At 66.8% G+C, this 24645-nt stretch carries 22 protein-coding genes; 16 read left to right on the top strand and 6 right to left on the bottom strand.

All coding sequences use genetic code 11. The annotated features are described in order from the left end of the window. Positions 1–77 precede the first annotated feature (77 nt). Positions 78–1223, top strand: a complete 1146-nt coding sequence (locus H977_RS32645; RefSeq protein WP_081681638.1) for an acyltransferase family protein — start codon at positions 78–80, stop codon at positions 1221–1223. Here the strand turns inward: H977_RS32645 and H977_RS0106475 are convergent. Next, complete coding sequence (locus H977_RS0106475) at positions 1136–1990, bottom strand: helix-turn-helix transcriptional regulator (RefSeq protein ID WP_029107087.1); 855 nt, start codon at positions 1988–1990, stop codon at positions 1136–1138. The two genes, H977_RS32645 and H977_RS0106475, sit on opposite strands and share 88 nt — an antisense overlap. Before the next feature lie 85 nt (positions 1991–2075). Here H977_RS0106475 and H977_RS0106470 point away from each other — a divergent pair, with 85 nt between their 5' ends. Both H977_RS0106470 and H977_RS0106465 read left to right on the top strand, forming a co-directional pair. Beyond that, a complete protein-coding gene (locus tag H977_RS0106470) occupies positions 2076–2852 on the top strand; it encodes an SDR family NAD(P)-dependent oxidoreductase (protein WP_029107086.1) in 777 nt (258 codons plus the stop codon). Between the two features lie 76 nt (positions 2853–2928). Continuing rightward, positions 2929–3882, top strand: coding sequence for a hypothetical protein (locus tag H977_RS0106465; protein WP_029107085.1), 954 nt, complete (start codon positions 2929–2931; stop codon positions 3880–3882). Between the two features lie 89 nt (positions 3883–3971). Here H977_RS0106465 and H977_RS0106460 read toward each other — a convergent pair whose 3' ends face one another. The 3 genes from H977_RS0106460 to H977_RS0106450 all read right to left on the bottom strand — a co-directional run bounded on the left by H977_RS0106460 (position 3972) and on the right by H977_RS0106450 (position 7397). Further along, the gene (locus tag H977_RS0106460; protein ID WP_029107084.1) at positions 3972–5528 is read right to left on the bottom strand and encodes an APC family permease; all 1557 of its coding nucleotides are present in this window, start codon (positions 5526–5528) and stop codon (positions 3972–3974) included. Next, entirely contained in the window at positions 5521–6423 is a 903-nt protein-coding gene (locus tag H977_RS0106455; RefSeq protein WP_029107083.1) for a universal stress protein, read from the bottom strand. The genes H977_RS0106460 and H977_RS0106455 overlap by 8 nt, the downstream gene beginning before the upstream one ends. A gap of 104 nt (positions 6424–6527) precedes the next feature. Then, positions 6528–7397: a MaoC family dehydratase gene (locus tag H977_RS0106450; RefSeq protein WP_029107082.1), complete on the bottom strand. Its 870-nt coding sequence runs from the start codon at positions 7395–7397 to the stop codon at positions 6528–6530. Between the two features lie 69 nt (positions 7398–7466). Between H977_RS0106450 and H977_RS0106445 the strand changes: the two genes are divergently transcribed. After that, positions 7467–9482 (top strand): SDR family oxidoreductase, encoded by a 2016-nt coding sequence (locus H977_RS0106445; RefSeq protein WP_029107081.1) that lies wholly within the window; start codon positions 7467–7469, stop codon positions 9480–9482. A 58-nt stretch (positions 9483–9540) separates the two neighbouring features. Next, positions 9541–10572 (top strand): nucleoside hydrolase, encoded by a 1032-nt coding sequence (locus H977_RS0106440; RefSeq protein ID WP_029107080.1) that lies wholly within the window; start codon positions 9541–9543, stop codon positions 10570–10572. Positions 10573–10612: 40 nt separating this feature from the next. On the opposite strand, the gene H977_RS0106435 is transcribed toward H977_RS0106440, so the two are convergent. Beyond that, complete coding sequence (locus H977_RS0106435; RefSeq protein WP_155946540.1) at positions 10613–12202, bottom strand: DNA polymerase Y family protein; 1590 nt, start codon at positions 12200–12202, stop codon at positions 10613–10615. A gap of 3 nt (positions 12203–12205) precedes the next feature. Further along, the gene (imuA', locus tag H977_RS0106430; RefSeq protein WP_029107078.1) at positions 12206–12913 is read right to left on the bottom strand and encodes a DnaE2-dependent mutagenesis accessory factor ImuA'; all 708 of its coding nucleotides are present in this window, start codon (positions 12911–12913) and stop codon (positions 12206–12208) included. A gap of 293 nt (positions 12914–13206) precedes the next feature. Between imuA' and H977_RS0106425 the strand changes: the two genes are divergently transcribed. The 11 genes from H977_RS0106425 to H977_RS0106380 all read left to right on the top strand — a co-directional run bounded on the left by H977_RS0106425 (position 13207) and on the right by H977_RS0106380 (position 24608). After that, a complete protein-coding gene (locus H977_RS0106425; protein WP_029107077.1) occupies positions 13207–13494 on the top strand; it encodes a hypothetical protein in 288 nt (95 codons plus the stop codon). Between the two features lie 40 nt (positions 13495–13534). Next, entirely contained in the window at positions 13535–15157 is a 1623-nt protein-coding gene (locus tag H977_RS0106420) for a S53 family peptidase (RefSeq protein ID WP_029107076.1), read from the top strand. Further along, positions 15154–16362: a zinc ribbon domain-containing protein gene (locus H977_RS0106415; RefSeq protein ID WP_029107075.1), complete on the top strand. Its 1209-nt coding sequence runs from the start codon at positions 15154–15156 to the stop codon at positions 16360–16362. Before H977_RS0106420 ends, H977_RS0106415 begins: the two co-directional genes overlap by 4 nt. Beyond that, positions 16359–17078 carry a hypothetical protein gene (locus tag H977_RS0106410; RefSeq protein ID WP_029107074.1) on the top strand — a complete coding sequence of 240 codons (720 nt, stop codon included), beginning with the start codon at positions 16359–16361 and terminating at the stop codon, positions 17076–17078. Before H977_RS0106415 ends, H977_RS0106410 begins: the two co-directional genes overlap by 4 nt. 143 nt (positions 17079–17221) lie before the next feature. Beyond that, positions 17222–17503 (top strand): hypothetical protein, encoded by a 282-nt coding sequence (locus H977_RS34735; RefSeq protein ID WP_081681636.1) that lies wholly within the window; start codon positions 17222–17224, stop codon positions 17501–17503. Positions 17504–17545: 42 nt separating this feature from the next. After that, complete coding sequence (locus H977_RS0106405) at positions 17546–19333, top strand: zinc ribbon domain-containing protein (RefSeq protein WP_029107073.1); 1788 nt, start codon at positions 17546–17548, stop codon at positions 19331–19333. A gap of 119 nt (positions 19334–19452) precedes the next feature. Further along, a complete protein-coding gene (locus H977_RS0106400) occupies positions 19453–20427 on the top strand; it encodes an alpha/beta hydrolase fold domain-containing protein (protein ID WP_029107072.1) in 975 nt (324 codons plus the stop codon). Then, positions 20424–21275 (top strand): SDR family NAD(P)-dependent oxidoreductase, encoded by an 852-nt coding sequence (locus H977_RS0106395; protein WP_036475224.1) that lies wholly within the window; start codon positions 20424–20426, stop codon positions 21273–21275. Before H977_RS0106400 ends, H977_RS0106395 begins: the two co-directional genes overlap by 4 nt. Before the next feature lie 2 nt (positions 21276–21277). After that, positions 21278–22198, top strand: a complete 921-nt coding sequence (locus H977_RS0106390; protein WP_029107070.1) for a reductase — start codon at positions 21278–21280, stop codon at positions 22196–22198. Between the two features lie 2 nt (positions 22199–22200). Then, entirely contained in the window at positions 22201–23688 is a 1488-nt protein-coding gene (locus H977_RS0106385) for a flavin-containing monooxygenase (protein ID WP_036475221.1), read from the top strand. Next, positions 23688–24608 carry a MerR family transcriptional regulator gene (locus tag H977_RS0106380; RefSeq protein WP_029107068.1) on the top strand — a complete coding sequence of 307 codons (921 nt, stop codon included), beginning with the start codon at positions 23688–23690 and terminating at the stop codon, positions 24606–24608. Before H977_RS0106385 ends, H977_RS0106380 begins: the two co-directional genes overlap by 1 nt. The last annotated feature ends 37 nt before the right edge of the window (positions 24609–24645 follow it).

Below are 24645 nucleotides of genomic sequence, written 5' to 3'. Positions count from 1 at the left end.
CGAACGTTTGTTCGAAGCGTTGAAGCGTTCGCGGAGTTCCGCAACATGCCATTAGCCAGTGGCAGTAATATTCGCGGATGGCGTCGCAGCTGCCGGGGCAACAGACCAAGACACTCGGCATAGTCTTCGATCCGCACTCCAACGCACTCAACGTCTGGCGGCTCGTCTTCGCCTCGATGGTGATCATGCAGCACTCCTGGCCGCTCACGGGCCGCCGGATGAGCGGCCCCTTCACTCAGCTGCTCACCGAAGTGTGGGTCGACGGCTTCTTCGTGATCTCGGGGTACCTGATCACGTCGAGTTGGTTGCGACGGCCCAAGTTGCGTGAATACGCGGCAGCGCGACTGCTGCGGATCTTCCCCGGCCTGTGGGTCTGTGTACTCGTCGTCGCATTCGTCATCGCGCCCATCGGCGTGCTCCTGCAGCACGGCGAACCGCTGGCGTTCTCGTCACAGCTGAACTGGGCAGTCAACAACGGTCTGCTGAACGTCTTCCGCGGCGATATCGACGGCTCCCCCGTCGGAGTCCCATGGCCGGGCGTCTGGGATGGCCCGCTGTGGACGTTGATCTTCGAGTTGATCTGCTACGCCGCGGTCGCGGTGCTGGGCGTGGCCGGGCTGATGAGCAAACGCTGGACGATCCCGACGGCGTTCGTGGTCTCGCTGATCGGCGCCGCCGCGGTGGGCTACCCCGTGCTCGAGGTCGAGACGATTCCACAGATGGTGACTCGCTTCGCGCTGACGTTCAGCGCCGGTGCTCTGCTCTATCAGTTCCGCGACAGACTTCCGGCGAACTGGTCATTGGTAGCGCTGAGCGTGTTCCTGGTCCTGGCCGGCGGGCTGCTGCCGAACTACCGCGTCTTTGCGGCACTGCCGTTGGCATACGCCGTCATCGTGTCCGGCGCGTTGTTGAAACGGTTTCGCCCACAATTGCGTAACGACATCTCGTACGGCATCTACATCTACGGCTGGCCGGTCCAACAACTACTGGCGATGATGGGTCTGGCCTGGTTGCCACCGGGTGTGTTCTTCGTCGTCGCCACCGCGGTCACCATCCCGCTGGCCGCGGCGAGTTGGTTCCTCGTCGAGAAGCACGCCATGAAGCTCAAGCGGCGGGTACAGACCGAGGAGCCGGCTCAGCCGGGTACGTCCATGCGCTGGGTGCCGAGCACCGCCAGCAGCCGCATCGCCTCCTCGGCCGGCGAACCCGGCTCCGGCGTGTAGATGTAGAGGTGCTGATCGCTGTCGGCGATATCGAGCACATCGCAGTTGACCGGAATCCGCCCGATCGCCGGATGCGTGAACGTCTTGCAGAGCATCGGCCGGGCGTTGACGTCATGCGAATCCCACAGCTCAGCGAATTCAGCACTGCCTGAACGCAATTCGGCGATCAATTCGGCCGTCTCGGGATCGTCCGGATAACGCGCCGCGGTGGCGCGGAGGTTCTGGGCGCACGTTCGGGCGAACACGTCGGCGTCGGACACGCCGTACAGTCGCTGCCCGCCCGGGCCTCGCGGACCCAGGAAAGCCCGCCGTACCAGGTTGCGGTCCCGGCGCGACAGCGCGGAGAAATCCTCCATCAACGCGCAGGCCAGATCGTTCCAGGCGATCACCTCGTACGTGGCCGACACCACGATGGCCGCGGCCTGCGGCAGCCGCTGCAACAGATCGACGATGCTCTGGCGCACCACCCGCGGTGGCCCCGGCGGTCGTTGCGGTTCCACTCCGGCCAGCAGGTACAGGTGCGCCCGCTCGGCATCCGAAAGCCGAAGCGCCCGAACCAGACCCGAAAGCACCTCTCCCGACGGATGCGGGGCCCGGGCTTGTTCCAGCCGCGTGTAGTACTCGGTGGAGATGAACGCCAGGTGCGCGACCTCGTCTCGACGCAGCCCCGGGGTGCGGCGACGCGGTCCGGCAGGCAGGCCCACTTCGGCGGGACTGATCCGCTCGCGCCTGCTGCGCAGAAACGCGCCGAACTCTCGCTTGTCCACGCGTCCATTCTCCCCGCCGTCGCCGCGGTAGCCAGGTACCAGCGATACCTGGCTGCGGTATGCGATCCGACGCACCCTCGTTGTCGTGACTACTCCGACGAAAACCGGCCTGCTGGACGGCAAGATCGCATTCGTTTCGGGCGCGGGACGCGGGATCGGCGCCGCCGCTGCCCGACTGTTCGCCGCCGAAGGCGCAAGCGTCCTGCTGGCCGCCAGAACCCAGACGCAACTCAAGACCGTCACCGAGGACATCCGAGCGCGCGGGGGCACCGCCGAGTACGTGGTGTGCGACCTCGCCGACGGCGCCGGCGTGCGCACTGCCGTGCAGCGCACCGTCGACCTGTGGGGGCGCCTCGATGTCGCCTTCAACAACGGCGCGACGATCCAGCCGCCAGGACCGCTCGACGAGGTGACAGAAGATGACTTCGACCACGTCTACCGCGTCAACCTCAAAGGGGTGTGGCTGGCAATGAGTGCCGAGATCGCCGCGATCCGCGCCACCTCGAAAACTGGTGCCATCGTGAATAACTCGAGCATCGGAAGCTTTCACAGCAACCCCGAGCTGCCGGCCTATGGCGCGATGAAGCGGGGTGTCAACAGCCTCACCGAATCGGCCGCCGCCACCTATGGCCCCGAAGGCATCCGGGTCAACGGAGTGGCACCGGGGCCGACGCTGACCGACATGATCCAGGAGTGGGACGACGCCAGTCCAGGAGTGCTGGACAGCCTCATCGCCGACACCCCGCTGCGGCGTGCGGCCCAGCCCGGCGAGATCGCCGAGGCCGCGGCATGGCTGTGCAGTGACCGGGCGTCCTTCGTCACCGGCGCGACCTTGCGGGTCGACGGCGGAAAGTGGGTGTAGGTCACCTCGTGATGCCGATCACGCCGCCGCACCCTACGATTCCCGTGGGCTGGGGATCGGCTGTGAAAGGACGGCGATGGCGTCAACGAAATACATCGGCTATGTCGGTGGTGTCGCGGTAGCGGCGGGAGTCGGGGCGGCCCTCGCCGTGGCCGGCCAGGGCACTGCCCATGCCGATTCGGCTGACGGTGCGCCCAAGAAATCGGACAGCAGCACATCGCAGCACGTCAATGCCGGGCCCAAGCGGGCCAAGCCCCAGTCCAAGGTCAAGGACAGTGTCAAGGACGGCATCGACAAGCAGGCCGACAAGATCGAGAAAGCGGCGGCACACGTCACCAAGACCGTTCAGGCCGCCAGGACTGCCAAACCGGTTTCGGCCAAGCCCAAGCCGAAGCCCAGTGCCGAGGCATTCGAGGCCGGCCAGGTCGCCAAGCTCAAGGATCTGTTCAATCCCAAGCAGTCCGCAGCGCCCAAGCCTGACCCCGAGTCGGTCGCGCAGCCGGAGACCAAGACCGTGGCCGCCCCGAAGGTCGGCGCGGTGCAGACTCAGGCCGTTACCGCGGAGGACCCGGCGTGGAACCCGAACCCGTTCCGGGCCGATGATCCGGAGCCGACGGATATCCCCGACGCGATCATGGATCTGCGGAACGCGCTGATGGAAGCGTCACCCGACCAACTCGATCCCTTTGTCCGGGAAGCCACTGAGCAGATCTACCGGGGCAGCCAGATCGTCCCGTGGGTCAACGCCGTGATCCCGATCGCGAAGATCCTGCCCAGCCTTGCCCCGGCGCTGGGTGACGATGACGCTGCGCGGGACGCCCGGCAGACCATCATCATGGAGTTGATCAAGACCACTCCGCCGGGTTCGGCGGTGTACTACGGCTACGACATCGTTGCCGACTTGATCAATATGGAAGGCCCGGGTGCCGAACTCAAGGACACCGCCGTCGCCACGGTGTGGGATCTGCTGGATCCGCTCGAGATCGCGCACAACAAGGGCAATTCCGGTATTGGCAACGCTGCCGGCTAGCCGAGCCTGACCTCGAAATCAACGCTGTGGTCGTGATCCCTTTGCGCCGACGACCATGGCGTTGATTTCGGGATGGTTTGAGGACGGGCCTACTCCACGAGCGACGGTGTGTCGTACCGCAGTGTCGCGCCCTGGAAGAACGCCGGATTGACCGACCGCCAGACGAACATCAGCACGGCACCGAGGATCAGCACGCCGAAGCCGATGAAGAACACCAGACCGATACCGCCGATCGCCGCACCGCTGGCGTTCTCGGGATTCATGCTCTCGCCGATCGAGATCACGAACACCGCCGCCAGCACGATCCCGCCGAGCAGTGGGAACAGGAACTTGAACACCATGTTGTGGGCGCTGGTGAACAGCTCCCGACGGAAGTACCAGACACACGCGAACGCCGTGATGCCGTAGTACCAGCAGATCATGATGCCAAGGGCGGCAATGGTATCCAGCAACGCACTCTCCGACAGCAGGCTCACCACGGTGTAGAACACGCCGGTCACCACGCCGGCCGTGATGGTCGCGAAGCTCGGCACCAGGTAGCGCGGGCTGACCTCGGCGAAGCGCGCCGGGAACGCCTTGTAGGCACCCATCGCCAGCATCGCCCGCGCGGCGGGAAGGAATGTGGTCTGCAGACTGGCCACCGATGAGGCCAGGATCGCCAGGAACAGCAGCGGCCCGGCCCACGTACCCAGCACCGGGTCCGCCAATGCGGCGAACACATTCTCGGCATTGTCCGGATTGCCCAGCCCGGTATCTGTTTCACCCACGCCGGCGTACATCATCACCGCGACCGCGATCAACAGATACGTCGCCAGGATGGACAGCACGCACAGCAGCCCGGCCCGGCCCGGGACCTTCGTCGGATCCTTCGATTCCTCGCCCAGTGTCAGGCAGGTGTCCCAGCCCCAGAAGGCGAAGATCGATCCCGTGACACCAACCACGAAGGCGCTCAACGCGAGTCCGTTGAACGGGTTGAACCAGTCCAGGTCGAAAGACAATCCGGCCGGCGCGTCACCACGCCCCACATGGACGAATGCCATCACCGCGAACGCCACGAGCACCACCATCTGGAAACCGACCAGTACGTACTGCACCCGTTCACTGGTGGTGATGCCGCGACTGGCGATGGCGGTGGCGATGACCAGGAACACCAGCGTCGTGACGATGTTGATGAGCTTGTTGTCGGCGAGCTCGGCGATCGACGCGTGATTGGTGATCCGGGCGATGAACAGATAGAAGAACTCGACGGCGATCGCGGCGAGATTGGACAGCACGATGATGGACGCGACCACCATGCCCCATCCGCACATCCACCCGACGTAGGGGCCGAACGCCTTGGTGGACCATGTGAACGACGCACCGCAATCGGGTGCACGCGAGTTGAGTTCGCGGTAGGCGTAAGCGGTGAGGAACATCGGGATGAACCCGGCGATGAAGATCGCCGGCATCTTCAGGCCGACGGCGGCGACGATCAACCCGATGCTGGCGGTCAGCGTGTAACCGGGCGCCACACAAGAGATCCCGAGGATCGCGCCCGAGAAGGTGCCGACCTTGCCCGCGGCCAGCCCCTTGGACACCAACCCCGCGGAGTGTTCGGCTTCCTCGAGCTTCTGGTGGGACTCGTGTTCCGATGCGGACTCAGTCATGACCGTCCTCGCCGTCTTTCAGTTCGTCTCTGGGCACAACCACCATCGGCACGTCCAACACCCGCAGCATCTTGGCCGCGGTGGAACCGAGGAAGATCCGCCGCGGCGCACTGAGGCGGCTGGACCCGACCATGATGACGTCGCCGTCATCCCAGCCCAGCTGTTCGACGGCAGCCTCGACGGTTGGACCGTTCACGATGGTCGAGGTGACCGGAAAATCCGCGGGTAGTTCATTTTTGGCAGCATCAAGGGTCCGCTGGGCATGGGCGAGTGCATGCTCGCGCCGCGCGTCGTCATCACCCCGCAATGAGCCGAAGGCCGGATCGAGCGCCACCAGCGACACGAGCCGCAGCGGCACCCCCGCCGCCCGGCTGGCCCGTACCGCCGTGTCCAGCAACAGATCCGAACCCTGACGCTCACCGATGGCGCAGGTGATCTCGTGAACCCGCTCGACCCTGGAAAAGCGGCTTCCCCGCGGCGCGACCGCGACCGGTACCGGCGAGGAGTGCAGCAGCTCGCTGACCACCGACCCCAGCGAGTAGCTGCCGACCAGTCCCCCACCGGAACCGCCGACCACGATGGCGCTCGCCTGCAAGCGCAGCGCCTCGCGGATCAGCCCATCGGTGAACGACTCGTCGAAGCTCAGATGGGTGTGTGCCACAACGTCGTCGGGCACCGAGGCCAGCGCTTCGTCCAACCAGACCTGAGCCTGGCCGGCCACCACCTCCTCATAGCCGCCCTTGGGACCGATGCCCGCCGGAGCGGTGTCGGGCGGGACCACCATGCAGACGTTGACCTGCGCGTCCAATGCGCGGGCGAAGCGGACGGCCAGCGCCAGCGCATCGGCGCCACCGGGGGTGGCGAGATACCCAACGACCAGGTTTGTCTGCGCCATCTGCCACCACCCATCCCGCACCGCGCCGGTGCGACGTCGTAGTCGATCCTGTCAACCCACCATGCGACGTGCAGGGCTTCTACGAAATTGCCGGATCGCCTGGATTACTCGGAGTACTCGGCGGCGCCGTCGTCGAGCACGACCCTGGCGTCGGCACCGTCGGGCCCGGCGGCCTCGGTGCGGAACACCGCCCGTCCCGGTTCGGTACGCCAGATCGACGTGGTCAGCGTCTCCCCCGGGAACACCGGCGAGCTGAACCGCGCCGCCACCGCGTGAACCTTCGTGGCGTCACCGCCACCGAGTGCGGCGACCAGCGCCCGCCCGGCCACGCCATAGGTGCACAGCCCGTGCAGGATCGGCTTCGGGAACCCCGCGAGATTCTGCGCGAACCACGGATCGCTGTGCAGCGGATTGCGGTCCCCGGACAGCCGGTAGATCAGCGCCTGGTCCTCGCGCGTCGGCAACACCACCTGAGCGTCGGCCTCCCGGTCGGGAATCTGCGGCGCCTGCGGACGCTGCCCGGGCTGTCCGCCGAATCCCCCTTCACCCCGAATCACCACGGTGGTAAGGGTTTCCGCGACAATCTCGCCGTCAGCCGGGTCGGTGCCGATGCCCTTGAGCATGACGACCGCGTTCTTGCCCTCACCCTTGTCCTGGATGTCGACGACCTCGGAGACGACGCTCAGCTTTCCGGCCGGGGGCAGCGGCCGGTGCAGCCGGATCTCCTGGGAGCCGTGCAGCAGCATGCCGAAGTTGAACGTGCCGATCTTGAGTGCCGCCGGGAAGGCCGAACAGGCGATCACCGCATAGGTGGGCAGCACCTGCTGTTCGATCTCGTGGCTGTTCTCGGTGGTGAATGCGAGGTCGTCCGTTCCCGCGCCGACGCCGATCGCGTACAGCAAGGTGTCGCGGTCGGTCCAGTCGAACGTAATCGGATCGGTCGTCGCGCCAATGGCGTCCGGATTGAGGGGCATGCGTGCCGACGATAGTTGAGTCGACCGCCCTTGTTGACGTTTGCCCGATCTAGGGCCACGATGGCTCGCATGCGTTATGTCGTTACCGGCGGTACCGGGTTTATCGGCCGCCGGGTGATCACCCGGATTCTGTCCCGCGACACCGGTGCCGAAGTGTGGGCACTGGTACGCCGTGAGTCGTTGACGCGGTTCGAGCGGCTGGCCCAAGATTGGGATGAGCGGGTGAAACCGCTGGTCGGCGATCTGACCGCGGCTGACCTCGGCCTCACCGACACCGATATCGCCGAGCTCGGGGACGTCGCGCACGTGGTGCACTGTGCGGCCATCTACGACATGACCGTCGGTGAATCCGAGCAGCGGGCCGCCAATGTCGACGGCACCCGCGCGGTGATCGAGCTGGCCCGGCGCCTTGACGCAACGTTGCACCATGTGTCCTCGATCGCGGTGGCCGGAAACCATCGGGGCGTGTTCACCGAGGACGATTTCGATGTCGCCCAGGACCTGCCCACGCCGTATCACCAGACCAAGTTCGAGGCCGAGCTGCTGGTGCGTTCGACACCCGGCCTGCGCTACCGGGTGTACCGCCCGGCCGTCGTGGTCGGCGATTCGCAGACCGGCGAGATGGACAAGATCGACGGCCCGTACTACTTCTTCGGAATATTGGCCGCGCTGGCTGGACTTCCTAAGTTCACGCCGATGATGCTGCCCGACTCGGGCCGGACCAACGTCGTGCCAGTGGATTACGTAGCTGACGCGATGGTCGCCTTGATGCACGCCGAGGACAAGGACGGTGAGACGTTCCACCTCACCGCCCCGAAGACCATCGGGCTGCGCGACATCTACCGCGGGGTGGCGGGCGAGGCCGGACTGCCCCCGCTGCGCGGCTCACTGCCCCGGGCCACCGCGGCACCGGTGTTGCGGGCACGAGGGCGGGTCAAGGCGGTGCGCAACATCGTCGCCACCCAGCTGGGCATCCCCGGCGAGGTACTCGACGTGGTCGAGTTGCGGCCGACCTTCACCGCCGACAATGCCACCGCCGCGCTGCGCGGTACCGGCATCGCGGTGCCCGAATTCCGCACGTACGCACCAAAACTGTGGCGGTACTGGGCTGAGCACCTCGATCCCGACCGGGCACGGCGCAACGACCCGGCCGGTCCCCTGGTCGGCAAACACGTCATCATCACCGGCGCCTCCAGCGGCATCGGCCGGGCCTCGGCCATCGCGGTGGCCGACCGGGGCGCCTGCGTCTTCGCCCTGGCCCGCAATGGTGAGGCGCTCGACGATCTCATCGCCGAAATCCGTTCGGCCGGCGGGCAGGCCTACGCGTTCACCTGTGACGTCACCGATTCGGCGTCGGTCGAGCACACCGTCAAGGACATTCTCGGCCGCTTCGGCCACGTCGACTACCTGGTGAACAACGCGGGCCGGTCCATCCGCCGGTCGGTGGTGAACTCGACGGACCGGCTGCACGACTACGAAAGGGTGATGGCGGTCAACTACTTCGGCTCGGTCCGCATGGTGCTGGCGCTGCTGCCGCACTGGCGCGAGCGCCGGTTCGGCCACGTGGTCAACGTGTCCAGCGCCGGAGTGCAGGCCAACAGCCCGAAGTACAGCGCCTATCTTCCGTCCAAGGCCGCGCTCGATGCCTTCTCCGAAGTGGTCGGCACCGAAACCCTCTCGGACCACATCACCTTCACCAATATCCATATGCCCCTGGTGAAGACGCCGATGATCGCACCGTCGCGCAAGCTCAACCCGGTGCCGCCGATCTCCGCCGAGCATGCCGCGGCCATGGTGGTACGCGGCCTGGTGGAGAAACCGGCCCGGATCGACACGCCGCTGGGTACCGTCGCGGATTTCGGCAACTACCTCACCCCGAAACTGTCTCGCCGCGTTCTGCATCAGCTGTATCTCGGCTATCCGGACTCGGCGGCCGCGCGCGGGGTGGACGGCGCCGAGGACACGGAGAGTGCGCCACGGCGGCCCAAGCGGCCGGTCCGCAACACCCGCACCCTGCGGGTCCCGCGGTCGGTGGCCCGCCCGGTCAAGCGGGCGGTGCGGCTGGTGCCCGGCGTGCACTGGTAGTCGGCCGGGTCTTATCGTTGACGGCGTGACGCCACCGCTGCAGAGCGGCGAACCGATGATGCCCGTGTTCGCCGATGTCGACACCGGTGTCGACGACGCCATGGCGCTGGCGTATCTGCTGGCCAGCCCGGAAGCCGAGTTGGTCGGCATCGCCTCCACAGCGGGAAACATTGGGGTCCAACAGGTCTGCGCCAACAACCTGGGCCTGCTGGAGCTGTGCGGAGTGACCGGGATCCCGGTCTCCAAAGGGGCCGACCAGCCGTTGAGTGCGCCCCTGCGCACCGCCGAGGACACCCACGGGCCGCAGGGCCTGGGCTACGCGCAATTGCCCGATACCGACCGGCTGCTCACCGCCCACGACGCAGCTGAGGCCTGGGTGCGTGCCGCGAGGGCGCACCCGGGCGAATTGATCGGTCTGGCCACCGGCCCGCTGACCAACCTGGCGCTGGCCATGCGCGCCGAGCCCACGCTGCCCAAGCTGCTGCGCAGGCTGGTGATCATGGGCGGGGCGTTCGACTACCGCGGCAACACCACTCCGGTGTCGGAGTGGAACATCAGCGTGGACCCCGAATCCGCCGCCGAGGTGTTCAGCGCCTGGAACGCCGCCTGGGGTCTCGATGACGCGGCCCATGTGCCAATCGTGCTGGGCCTCAACCTCACCGAGAACATCGCGATGACACCCGCGCTGCTGAACCGGCTGGCATCCGCGTCACGAGCGCCGTCGGCGCCGATGAGCGTGCTCGACGAGCGGGGCACCCGGTCGACAGCGGACAACCCGTTGATCCGCGTGCTCGAAGACGCCATGCGGTTCTATTTCGAATTCCACTTCGACACGGGCGACGGGTACCTGGCGCACCTGCACGATCCTCTTGCCGCCGCGGTCGCGTTGGACCCGGAGTTGGTGAGCTACCGCGAAACCACGGTCGATGTCGAGCTGAGCGGCACCCTGACCCGCGGTATGACAGTGGCGGACTGGCGCGGACACTGGGGCCGCCCGCCCAATGCGCTCATCGGTACCGAGGTCGATCCGACGGTGTTCTTCGACCGGTTCATCAGCCGGGTCGGGGCTTTCGCCAGGAGCCTCGGCTAGCGGCTGCGCCGGCCGCGAATATCAAGCAAGTCAAAGGCTCTCATTCATAGGCACCCTCCAGATACCACCGACGCTGCCGGTAGCACAGCAGCAGAGCCATATCCTCTTCCCCGGCCTTCTCGTGACTGCCCAGCAGCACCTGGACCCGCGCAGTGCGGCCGGCCCCGCGGTTCTCCGGATCCCACCACCGCTCGTCGACCGGCCACGGCCCCGCCCACCAGCGCAGCCTGCCGTCGCGGCGGCCCGCACCGGCCAGCTGCGCCGGGTCGGACGAGAACAATCCGCGGCCGGTGACCCGGACCGGGTTTCCTTGGCTGTCAAGAAGTTCCACCGGATCATCGAGCAGTACGGTCGGTGAGGGCTCGGGCAACTGGCCGGGCCAGGGTTGGCGCGGGTCGGCTCGTGGCACCGGCTCGTCCCCCAACGGCGTGAAGGTGATGCGCTCGGCCGGCCCGCGACCGCCACTGAGCACCGGCACCTGCACTGCTTCGGGCCCGAGCAGTCCCTGAACCCGCAACAGCGCACGCCGCGCCCGCAACCGGTCCTCCTCGCCGATCCCGCCCCACAGCGGCAATTGCAGCGCCGCCGCCGACACCACCTCCACCGGGCGCAGGCGCAACACCGTGACCGGGGCGGTGGGCCGCTCAGACGTGCGGCGGTTCAGCCAGCCGTCCAGCTGCCAGCGCACCCGATCGGCGGTGGCGTCCTCGGTCAACGGTTCAGCACACCGCCAGACCCGTTCCAGCTCTTCACCATTGGCGGTGACTGCATGGATGGCCAGCCGGGTGCAGCCCACCCCGGCCGCCTCCAGATGACGATGCAGATCACTGGCCAGTGACCGTCCCGCGAAGGCTGCGGCATCGACCCTTTCGATCGGCGGATCACAGTTCATCACCGCATCGAGTTCAGTGTCCGGATCCCGCCCGGAGGGGCCGCGGTCGGGTTCTCCACAGGCGAACCGGTGCGCCGCCACCGCATCGGCCCCGAACCGGGAGGCGACATCGGTCCGGGACAACTCGGCGAACTGCCCCAGAGTCCGGATGCCCATCCGCCACAAGAGGTCTGCCAGATCCTCGCGGCCGGGAGCGGCCAGGGCCGGTTCGGTGGCCAACTGCCGGATCGACAGCCCGGACAGGAACCGCGCGTCGTCCCCGGGTTCGACGATGCAACCCGCCCGCGCGGCGAAGACCGCGGTGGAAAGCTGATCGGCGATACCGACCTGGCATTCCGCTCCCGCCGCGGCGACGGCATCGATCAATCGTTCGGCCGCAACCGGTTCGGACCCGAAGTACCGTGCCGCGCCCCGCACCGAGAGCACCAGCAGTCCCGGACGCAGTACCTCGGCACGCGGCACCAGATCGTCCACGGCAAGCGTCACGTTCTCGAAATGACGGGCGTCCCTGGCCGGATCGGCTGTGACGACATGTAGTTGCGGGGACCGGGCCTGCGCCTCACGACGGCGCAGGCCGCGCCGTACCCCGGTCGCACGCGCCGACGCCGAGCAGGCGATCACCCGGTTGGCCAGGGTGACCGCGACCGGCACCGTCGAGGTCAGACCTGCCGCGGCCGCGGCGGCCACCGCCGGCCAGTCCATACACCAGAGGGCCAGCACCCTGGAATCCGCGGGCACGAGCTATCCGCCTACCGCACAAGCCGATCCGGCACCCCGTCCCCGGGCCCGCATGGCCAGCCGGACCCGGCTGATCCGGCCACGCCCGGGCAGCGGGACGTCCCGGCCGGCACCGGCCACCTCATAACCGCACACCCGGGCCTCCAGTCGAGCCGATGCGCCCTGCCAGTCCCCGTCGGTGACCAGCAGGGTGCAGCCCTTCTGCCTGGCCCGTGCCACCATCACCCGGGCCCGACTCGGCGGCACCGAACGCCCGCCCAACCCGAGCACCACCAGATCCATCCCGTCCATCAGCACCGCAGCCACCTCGACCGGGTCGGCGCCCGGATCGGGGATCACCGCGAGCCGGCTCAGGTCGGCACCCATCTCCACGGCCGCCAGCAGGCCGACATCGGGTTGCCCGATGATCACCGCATGCCCGCCCGCAGCCGTCACCGCCGCCACCAAACCCAGCGACAGCGACCGGGCACCCGCGGCCACCGCGACGGACCCGCGTGGCAGCATCGTCGGCAGGCCCTCGGGCAACGTCTCAACCAGCGCCTCGGGCGGCTCCAGCAAAGATTCCCGGGCCGGAACCGCCGTCGCGGTCCGGGGTGCGCCACGATGCGCTTGGCCGACCTTGCCCGACACCGAGGCAATCTTGCGCCGGAGGTGTTCTACCTGTTCGGAGCGGGTGAGCAGGTGTAGATTCGACTCTGTCGCAGCAGTCACAACAACACCTCCCGCATCATCTGTACATCACCACTTTCGAATGCATGTTCGATGGCTCGAGTAAACACCCACCCTCCGACAGCGTCAAGCTGCGGGAGACGGCCGCCGCCCCCGGAAGAGAGGGCCGGTCGGAATGGTTCTGCAACGGTCCGGACCTTCAGTTAGAGTTCGGTCCACCAGAACCCGCTTCGGGATGGGACTGGGCCACGATTTGCGTTGCAGGTAGTGGGAATCCACCGCGATTCGCCGAAGGCAATTCTTGTAACAGCACGGGGGACAGTGAGGACACCATCATGAAGTCTGGGCAGTTGACTCGTCGGCTCACCGTCATCGCGGGCGGTGCGGCAGTCATCGGGATGATCTCGTTCACCGCGGCGTGCGGGACCGAGGAGAAGAAGGGTCCCGAGACCACCACACCGACCACCACGACGACGACAACCACCACCACACCGGCTTCCCCCGCCCCGCCGCCGCCATCGGTCGAGCCGACCGAGAAGTCGATCAACCCCACCGGCGGAAACTTGTTCACGCCTGGGGTCAAGGCGCCGCCGGCGCCGACCGCCATCCCCGGCGACAACTAGACGCGGAGCACAGAAAGTCGGTCGTTCGCCGATGGCCGGGATGAACATCGCCCCCCGACGGGCGCTACTGGTGCTGACCTTGTTCAGCGCCCTGCTGGTCTCCGACCTGCGGACCACTCCCGCGCCGCGCAATTGGGCGTACGGGCCCACCGAGATCAATGGCCCGTACGCCCAACTGCTTTCTGCCTCAACCGATCTCGGTACCGCCGATGACGGCTCGGCACAACTCACCATGACGCTGCTCAACGCCAACCGGCCGGCGATGCTGTTCCGGTGGGCCGAGGAGCGCTCACTGTCGATCCGGTGGACACCCGGCAACGCATGGGCGATCGCAGAAGGCCGGTCCGCCGACATGGCCACCGCTTTCGGAGTGGACATCCACGACTACCGGGGCCGGCGCGGTCAGGAGTTCTACGCCTCACCGCAGCAGCCGTCGATCCCCGAGCCGCTGTCCGGTGAGGTCACCGAGGTCGGCCGCATCCTGGGCTACACGCCGTACCGGATGTCGCTGCCGGACCTGCGAAACCTGCCGACCGATGTTCCGGACCAGGGGCTGACCCCGAAGGGTGTGCTCCACACCTACAACCTCGCCGGCCTGGCCGCACAGGGGTTCACCGGCAAGGGCACCACCATCGTGTTCTTCGCATTCGACGGATTCGATCAGACCGATCTTGACACCTTCGCCACCACCTTCGACCTGCCCAGGTTCACTCCCACGGTGGTCGGTGGGCAGCCGAGTGCACCCCGCGGTGAGACCACGATGGATCTGCAGGTCGCCCATGCCATCGCCCCGGATGCGCAGAAGGTCGTCATCAATGCCCGGCCGACCGTTCAGGGCGACGGCGCCTACGAGAAGATCGGGAAGATGCTGGAGTCCGCGGACCAGCAGTTCCCCGGCGCGGTGTGGAGCTTCTCGATCGGCTGGGGCTGCGACAAGTTGATCACCGCGGCCGATCTCGCCCCCGTCCGCTCGGCACTTGCCACCGCACACACCCACGGCACCACGGCCTTCAACGCCAGCGGTGATCTGGCCGGGCTGGAATGCAAAGGCGGACAAGACTGGTCGTCCGCGCCCGGTAAGGATGACATCGGCCTGGACTCGGTCGCCTCGGTACCGGAGATGACAGATGTCGGTGGCACGACACTGTCCACTGACGCCGACGGCGACTGGCTGGCCGAACAGGCCTGGTTCGACGTCCCGCTGTCGCAGGGTACCGGCGGCGGGGTGTCATCCCTGTTCGACCGCCCGGACTGGCAGCACGGACTCTCCGCACCAGGCAGCACCGAAGCCGGTGGCGACCAGAAGCGGCTGACCCCGGATATCGCCGCCGTCGCAGACCCGTTCACCGGAGTGAAAATCGTTCTCAACGGCCAGGTTCTGGTCGGCGGGGGCACCTCACAGTCCGCACCGCTGTGGGCCGCCATGGCCGCGGTGATGAATCAGTACCTGATCGCCAACGGTGGCCGTGCGCTCGGCGACCTCAATCCGCTGCTGTACCGCATCGCCAAAGGAGCTCCGCTGCCGGCTTTCCGCGACGTCACCCTCGGCGGCAACGCGGTGGCCACCGCCGCGCCGGGCTACGACCTGGTGACCGGGCTGGGCACACCAGACGTCGAGAACCTCGCCAAGAATCTTCTCGTCCTGCAGAAGGCGCGCCGATGACCGACACGCCTGGCGACACCGACGTCCCCACCACCGAGTGCCGTGTCTGCAAGGTCGACGTGCCCGACGGCAAGTACTGCGGCCTGTGTGGGGTGCCGCTCGACAAAGAGCGGGGAGACGGACCGGAGTGGTTGCGCCTCAGTGCGTCTTGCGTCGCACCCGACGAGCATCTGCTGCGCCCGTCGATCGCCAGCTCGCTGTTCCCGCACCTGTCGCACCAATCGCGAACCCCGTTCCGGGTGGCCATGCTGGGCCTTCTGGCCGGACTCGTGGCCTGCGCACTGCTGCGGCTGCCCGCGGCGCTGATCGCAGTGGCGGCCCTCGGCCTTCCCTTGCTTTTCCTGATCTATCTCTATGAGTCCGATGCCTTCCGCGACCTGCGGCGAACCAATCTGGCATTGACCATGATCGTGGGAATCGTGCTGGGTGTCGGGTGGGTGCTACTCACCGGCCACATCATGGCCAAGTCCTACGGCGTCCCGCTCGGGGCCGGGATGACCGGATCCCGGATCGTTCGCAACGGCTTGGGGATTCCGCTGGGCGGCGCAATCTTGATGCTGATGCCTGCCGTAGTGGTGCGACTGTCACGGCCGTCGAGCCGGGAATCGTTGGACGGCTTCATGATCGGCGCACTCGGCGCGACGGCGTTCACCGCGGCGGCCACCCTGACCCGGCTGGCACCACAGCTCACCACGGGCATGGTGGCGCACAATCGCCCACTGTCCGGGCTGCTGGTCGAAGCTGGAATCCGCGGTATCGCAGTACCTTTGACCGCAGCGTCCATCGGTGGTCTGATCGGTGCGGCGTTGTGGTTCACCCGCCCCGCCACCAAAGCCGGCAAACACGTCGGCTATGTCCGGCTGGTGATGTATTCCTGCGCGTTTGCGGTGCTGGTCATCTACACCGCGCTGGGTCTGGTCGACGTGGCCCGGATCCCCCAGTGGTTCCAGTTGGGAGTGCACATCGCCGTAGCGCTGACGGCAGTGCTGGCGCTGCGCGTCGGTCTGCATCTGGCGCTGCTGCACGAAGCGCAGGACGAGGTCGCGTCCGACCAACCCATCTTCTGCCCGCGCTGTGGCCACGTCGTGCCCGATATGTCGTTCTGCCCGCACTGCGGCGCGGCCACCCATGCCTCGTCACGCACGTCCAGAGAAGAACGCCGCGAGCACCGGCCGGTACGTGAGTCGGGGCCGGACGCCGGATGAGCACGTTCTTTCCCGGGTATGCGGTGCCCATTTCGACGGGCAGAACGCGGGCCATCCGCAGGCCCTCGGCCCTGAAACTGCTGACCATCCTTGGCACCGGAATCGCCCTGGTGGCCGGTGTACTGGCCTGGGTGTCGCACACGACGAGCAGACCGCCTGCCCGCTACATGTGTCCGCCGGACTGCGGGCGGCCGCCGACCGGGCAGGCGGTGTCGATCAATCCGGTGTTCACCGCCCCCGACGGGAGTTTCTCCGTCTCGTACCCGGTGGCCTCCTCGGCGTACAAGATCACCACCAACCCGACGGGTGTCACCGCGGAATTCCAGGCCGGAGACGGCGGCATGCTGCAGTTGTTCAGCGAACCGGCCGGCGGACGCAGCGCCGAGAACATCGCCAACTCCCTTGTCGAGAAGACGTTTCCGGACACCAAGACCGCCTACGACATCCCCAACGCGATGGTCGGTTACCACCCGGGGTTCGGCCTGGTCGCCGATTGCTGGCCGCAGGGCGCCAGCAGTAACTACATGCGGATGCGGCTGCTGGTTCTGGTCGCGGTGAAAGACGACCTGGCACTGGTCGCATCGGCTGTCGGACCGTACCGGGAATTCGGGCCGGGCTCTGGCGCCAGTAAACCCTCGGGCGCCAACCTGCAGTTGGCCCTGGACATGGGCAAATACGTCAACAGTTTCCGCTGGCGCGGGGATCCCGGCCGCTGACCTCGCATTCGTGCAGGTGCGAATACTGCGGTGGCCAAAACCCGCAATTGACGTCCGCGCCGGGGCACACTGGGTTACAGTTTGCCAGCAATCCGATTGGGTGCTGTTTCCAAACCGCCCGCGGGGCACAGTTAGGACTAACCATGAGGTCACGCCGATCAGCTCGTCGCCTCGCTGCCGCCGCGGCCTCCGCCGCGATCATCGGGATCGTCGGGCTCAGCGCTTGCGGTACCGGAGAAAAGGCGCCCGAGACCACGAGTCCCACCCCGACCACGACGACAACCACGACCACGCCGTCGATGCCCGTCGCACCCACAGAGAAGCAGGTCTCCCCCGGCGGCGCCAACAGCTTCACCCCCACTCACGTGGAGCCGGCGGCGCCACCCACCGGACGCCACGGGATCGGAAGCCCCCACCGGCAGTAGCGCCGTCGGAAATCGGCCGCTGACCCCGCGGCCACTCACACCATGAGCACCGGAACCGTCGAATGCCGGGTCTGTGGCACCCGTGTTCCGGCAGGTGCGTTCTGCGGTCGGTGCGGTGCACATCTGCAGCCGTCGCGCGCTGGACTCGGGTGGCTGCGGATCGCGGCGTATTGCGCCGGCCGGAACGAAAACCTGTTCCGGCCTTCGGTGGTCAGTTCGCTGTTCCCCCAACTACCGCGGCATTCGCGCACACCCTTCCGGATCGCGTTGGGTGTGCTGGTAATCGCGGTCCTCGCTTGCGCACTACTGCGACTGCCCGCGGCGATGAACGCGTTCGCCGCGTTCGGGGTGCCGCTGCTGTTCGTCGCGTATCTGCGCCGATCCGTTGTCCTTCACGATGTTCCGCGGCTCACGCTGCTGCTGACCGCCGCCCTGGGGGTCGCGCTGGGCGCCGCCTGGACAATGACGACCGGAACCGCGGTGGCCCGGGAGTACGACGTGCCCATGGGCACCGACATCCCACAGTTGCGGATCCTGCGCGACGGCCTCGGTGTTCCGCTCGTGGCCATGCTGCTGATGCTCGTCCCGGTGGTGGCGATCCGCCTGCTCGGCCCGCGGACGCGAGAGCCGTTGAACGGCTTGGCGATCGGCGCCCTCGGCGCACTTGCTTTCACCGGGGTCGCCACCCTGTGCCGACTAGCTCCGCAGTTCGACGACGGAATGATAGATCGCGACCGCCCGTTGAGCGGGCTGTTGGTCCAGGCCGGAATACAGGCTGTGGCGGTGCCGCTGACGGCCGCGGCCGCCGGGGCCCTCGTCGGGATCGCCCTGTGGTTCACCCCCGCGCCGGGCAACGTGCCTGAGCGTCCGAAGCATGTGCGCGCAGCCTTGGCACTGACGGCCGCATCCATCCCGGCCTGCTATGCGGCGCTCGGCCTCATCGATGTCGCGCCGGTGTCGCAGATCTGGATACTGGCAGGGCATTTCGTCGTGATGGCGTTGACGATGCTGGCCTTGCGCATCGGCCTGCAGCTCGCGTTGCTCCACGAAGCCCACGGCCCCATGGATCCGGACGGATCGTTGCCGTGTCCACAGTGCGACCACACCGTTCCCGATATGGCGTTCTGCCCGAACTGTGGGGTGGCGATCCGGGCGTTGTCACGACCGGTACAACGCGCCGACGATCGGCGGCTGTTGGGGGCGTGGGGCGCCGGGGTCACGTTGGTGGCCGTCGTCCTTGTCGGGGTGTCGGCCATGGCCAGCACCCCGCCCGCGCGGTACCGGTGCCCGCCGGACTGCGGCAGTCCACCGACCACGGAGCCGGTGGCGACGAATCCTCGCTTCACCGCGCCCGACGGTGCGTTCTCGGTTGCGTATCCCGCCGGCGGCGCGGCCTATTCGATCACCACCGCCAACGACGGTGTGACGGCGGATTTCCTGGCCGGTGACGGCGGCACGATGCAACTCATCGGCAAGCCCGCTGCCGGGCGGACGCCGAAGGAGATCGCCACGGACCTGCTCGACCAGACGTATCCCGATACCGACGTGGACTACGAGATCCCGAATGCCATGGTCGGCTATCACCCCGGCTACGGGATGGTCCTCGACAGCTGGCCGCAAAACGCCACCGGCGACTACATGCGGATGCGCGTGGTCATTCTGGCGGCGGTCAAGAACGATCTGGCGCTCATCGCCGTCGCCACCGGCCCGTATCACGCCTACGGCCCCGATTTCGGCCCGGGCATTCCGTCCGGGGCGAACCTGGACCTGGCGCTGGATATGGGCAAGTACGTCAACAGTTTTCGGTGGCGCGGGGACCCGGCTCGCTGAGCGGGACCGATCGCCGCCAAATCTTCCATCACCAATTGTTGACATTGACAAATGTCATCAATTGTTGGTGTACTCCTTGCACGCTTCGATGAGGAGGCCCCATGTCCGGAACCACCGGAATTCAGCCGGCCGCGCCGCGCCGCGGATCCCTGCGAGCCCGTAGCGCCTCCAGAGTCAGCAGCCTGACTCTGCGCCAGGTCAGCGGCGCCCTACCGCCGGACACCGGCTGGGGACTGTGGACCTCACGCAGGCTGATCGCGCGGATCATGGCCACCTTCGGTCCGCCGCTGTCGGGCACCCGGGTCGAACGCGTCGACGTGCGCATGGCCGACGGCAGACGCGTCGTGGGCGAATGGGTGCGCGGCCCCGGGGTCACCGAAGGCGAACGTGCCATCTACTACCTTCACGGCAGCGGATTCGCGCTGTGCTCACCGCGGACGCACCGACGGCTCACCGCGTGGCTGTCGCGCCTGACCGGACTGCCCGTGTTCTGCATCGACTACCGGCTGGCTCCCGAGCACCGGTTCCCCGCCGCCGCCAACGATGTTCGCGCGGGCTGGGATTGGCTGTGCACCGAACGCGGACTCCGCCACGACCGCATCGTGATGGCGGGCGACTCCGCGGGCGGGCACCTCGCCGTGGATCTGCTCCTGCAACCCGACGTGGTACACCCGGCCGGCCTGGTGTTGTTCTCCCCGCTGATCGACCTGACATTCACGCTCGCCCGCGCCCGCGAAAGCCTGCGCCCCGACCCCGCGATTCGCGTCGCCGATGCAGCGCGGCTGGTCGAGTTGTATTGCGGAAGAGTAGATGTCAGCCATCCACGATTGCAGCTCGACATCGCGGGTGGGCGACCGCTGCCCCGCACCCTGATCCAGGCCGGGGGTGCCGAGATGCTGCTCGCCGACGCACGCTCGCTCGACGCGGACATCCGCGCGGCGGGCGGCGACACCGAACTACAGGTGTGGCCCGACCAGGTGCATGTCTTCCAGGCAATACCCCGGCTCAGCCCGGAAGCCGCCCCTGCCATGCGACGGGCCGCAGGTTTCATCTCGGAATCCCTGCGCTGCACCATGATCGACATCGCCGGATGAACATCTTCGGATCGGGCCGCAAACGGAGCCGCCACGCCGACGCCGTCGTCACCGGCGCGGGCAGTGGCATCGGCGCCGCGTTCGCTCACGAACTGGCCGCCCGCGGCGGCAGAGTGGTCTGCAGCGACATCGACGAGGACGGCGCCCGGGCGACAGCCGAAGCGATCGTCGCCGGCGGTGGCCAAGCCACCGCGGTGCGCTGCGACGTCTCGCACATAGAGGAGGTCAGCCACCTCGCCGACGAAGCACAAGCCTGGTTCGACGGACCGCCCTCACTGGTCGTCAACAACGCGGGTGTCGGGGCGGGCGGGCAGCCCGTCGGCGACACCAGCATCGACGACTGGAACTGGGTGCTCGGCATCAACCTCTGGGGACCGATTCACGGCTGCCACGTGTTCACGCCGATTCTGCGGGAGGCACATTCGGAGCAGCTGCGCGGCATCATCAACGTCGCCTCGGCGGCGGCATTCGGCGCGGCGCCGGGAATGGCCGCCTACAACGTGAGCAAGGCCGGGACACTGTCTCTGTCCGAGACGCTGGCCGCCGAACTGTCCGGCACCGGCATCAACGTGACCGTGCTGTGCCCGACGTTCGTCAAGACGAACATCGTCCAAGCGGGCCGGATCACCGAACAATCCACCCAACTCGCCGACCGGTTGATGCGCTGGACCGGATTCTCACCCGAACGCGTCGCCCGGATGTGCCTGGACACCAATGACCGTGGCGGCCTGTACTGCATGCCACAACCCGATGCCCGGATCGGTTGGGGCATCAAACGTCTCACGCCGACGATCTACACCCGTGCCGTGGGTTTGTCGACCCGCGTCACCAGTCACGAGGAGGTTTAGTCATGGCAATGGACATGGAACGAATGCTCGCGAAGATCAAGGACCGCCAATGGGCCTTGGCCGACATCGACTGGGACGCAGCGGGCGCCGATACCATCACCGATGAGATGCGGCCCAAGCTCAAGGCTTTCATGGCCGATCTGTGCTGGATCGAGAACGTCGGCGCACGGGGGTTCGCCGCGCTCGCCAAGAAGGCACCCACTCCGACCATCGCCGAGATCTACCGCTACTTCCACGCCGAAGAGCAGCGGCACGCCAATGCCGAACTGGCGCTGATGAAGCGGTGGGGCATGCTGGAGGATGGCGAGATGCCGGAGCCCAACGTCAACATCCGATTGGCCATCGAGTGGCTGGACACCTTCTCCGACAACATGTCGCTGTCTATCCTGGGCACCGTCATCCCGATGCTCGAGGTGGCCCTCGACGGCGCGCTGCTGAAGTTCCTGCTCGAAGAGGTCGACGATCCTGTCTGCCACCAGGTCTTCGAGAAGATCAACAACGACGAATCCCGTCATATCGCAGTTGATTTCGAAGTGCTCAACATGATCGGCAACTCGACCGTGCGGAGACTGGCGGTCGAATTCGTCGGCAATGTGGCGTCACCGGGCGTGATCATCGGCACGCTCATGTACGTGCCGCTGCTCAACCGGATGCGCAACAACATCGTCGACATGGGCCTGCAGCCCGAGAAGCTGTACAAGGCGATGATGCGCTTCAAGGAGATCGGCGGCCGCGGTGAACACACCTGGCGGGTACCGACTTACCAGCTGCTCAAGCTGCACGGCCGGATGGTCACCAATCCACGTCACCCCTACCATTGGATCGCCAACCCCATGGTGTGGGCGTCCGACCGCTACCCGAAGACACTGCTCCGACCGATACCCAGCTGGTTCAAAGAGCTGACCCACGAGCCGGCGGCCTGACGATGCGCACATACGACACGTTGATCGTCGGCGCCGGCTTCACCGGCATCGGCACCGCCATCAAGCTCATCGAGGCCGGAGTCGACGACTTCGTCATCCTGGACCGTTCGGACCGCGTCGGCGGGACCTGGCGTGACAACACCTATCCCGGTGCCGCATGCGATATTCCGTCGCTGCTGTACTCGTTCTCGTTCGTCAAGAAGCCGGACTGGTCTCGGGCCTACTCACCGGCCGGCGAGATTCGTCAACACATCGAGGACATGGTCGACGGGTTCGACCTGCGCCGGCGCATCCAGTTCGGTGTCGAGGTCAACGGGTTGTCGTTCGACGAGACCGAGGGCGTGTGGACGGTCGAGACCGCCGGTAGTGAACATTTCCGGGCGCGCACCGTGGTACTGGCCTCCGGTCCCCTACCCGACCACAAATGGCCCGACATCCGCGGACTGGACACGTATGAGGGTCACAAGATCCACAGTGCCAACTGGGATCACGACTACGACTTCACCGGCAAACGCGTCGCCGTCATCGGCACGGGAGCCAGCGCCGTGCAGATCATCCCCGAACTGGTGAAGACCGCCGGTTTCGTCAAGGTGTTCCAGCGCACCCCGGGTTGGGTCATCCCGCGGCTGGACATCGCCACGCCGGAGGCCGCGCGCACATTGTTCGCGAAAGTCCCTGCCGCACAGCAACTCGCCCGGCAGATCCTGTTCTGGGGCCACGAGGCGAGCGCCACGGCGATGGTGTGGGACACCCCGTTGACGGGACTCGTGGCGCGGCTCGGCAAGGCACATCTGCGCCGCCAGGTTTCCGACCCGTGGCTGCGCCGGCAACTCACCCCGGATTTCACCCCCGGCTGCAAGCGCATGCTGGTCTCCAGCGATTACTACCCCGCGCTGCAACGCGACAACTGCAAGCTCATCGACTGGCCCATCGCCACGATGAGCCCGGTGGGCATCCGCACCAGCGACGGCGTCGAACATCATCTCGACGCCATCGTGTTCGCGACCGGCTTCGACGTGCACCTCACCGGCCCGCCGTATCCGGTCACCGGTCTCGGAGGCCGCTTCCTGGCCGACGAATGGAAAGGCGGCGCCCAGGCGTACAAGAGCATCAACGTCCACGGATACCCGAACCTGTTCCTGATGACCGGCCCCAATTCCGGGCCGGGGCACAACTCGCTGCTCGTCTACGTCGAGGGCCAGATCGATTACGCCGTCAGCGGCATAAGAGCGATTCTGAGCAAGAATCTTCGCCATCTCGACGTGCGGGCAGATGTCCAGCAGCGGTACAACACGCGGCTACAGCGGCGACTCACGAAAACCACCTGGATGTCGGGATGCACCAGTTGGTATCTGACGGCAGACGGATTCAACGCGTCGATGTACCCCGGAACCGCGACCCAGTATCTTCGACAGATGCGGGATTTCCGGCTGGGCGACTATGACGTAGCGGTGCGTGATGCACGTGTCGCGATCAGCTCCTCGGCCTGATGGCGGCCAAGCAGCCCCGACAGCCGGCGGGCGCCATCTCGACCATCCTCACCGGTCTGCGTCGGGCTCCTCGGCAGATCCGTCGCGGATCGCGCGACGTCATCGAGACGGCGGTGTCACAACTCTTCGACGCCGCCGTACAACCCCACGGCGCCGCGGCGTCCGGCGAATACCGGATCGATGAACTCGCGCGGTTGGCCGACACCACCACGCGAAACATCCGGGTGTACCGCGACCGGGGGCTGCTGCACCCGCCGCTACGCGTCGGCCGGATCGCGTTGTTCAACGACACCCACCTCACCCGCTTACGCCTGATCACCTCGATGCTGGACCGGGGTTACAACATCGCGCACGTCCACGAGATGCTCAGCGCCTGGGAGCAGGGCAAGGACATCGGCGATGTGCTGGGCCTGGAGGACGCCATCGCGGGCAACTGGGCGACTGAGAAACCTGAACGCATGCCGCTCGCCGAAGCCAAACGTCTGGTGGCTGACGACGCGGCGTTCGACCGGCTCGTCGGCAACGGCGTGATCAAGCTGGAAAAGTCCTCCGACCACGCAGTCATCGTGCGGCCCAAGCTGATCCAGGCGTTCAACGAGGTCCGGCGTTACGGCGTCCCGATCGACACGCTGATCGACGTGCACGAGCAGGTGCTGCCACTACTGGATCAGATCAGCTCGATCCTGGTGCGGGCAGGCGTGGAGCAGGTCTCGGAGAAGATCAAGCCCGGGGAGTCACTGCCCGCGGATACCGAAGTGGCCGAACTGATCACGATGCTGATCCAGTTCCGGACCCAAGCGGTGTCAGCGGTGAGCGCGACGCTGGCCGCCTCGATCGAGTCGACCATCGAATCGGTGGTCAGTCAGATGTTGACCGAGTACGTCGAGAAGGCCGCCACCAACCCCGCCGAGCAGACATAAACTGCCTCTATCGCGTCAAAAATGCGCAGTTTTGTGT

Origin of the sequence: Mycobacterium sp. URHD0025 (assembly GCF_000426065.1) — a bacterium.
In the GTDB taxonomy this organism is placed as follows: domain Bacteria; phylum Actinomycetota; class Actinomycetes; order Mycobacteriales; family Mycobacteriaceae; genus Mycobacterium.
This window is presented reverse-complemented; position numbering and strand designations above follow the sequence as displayed.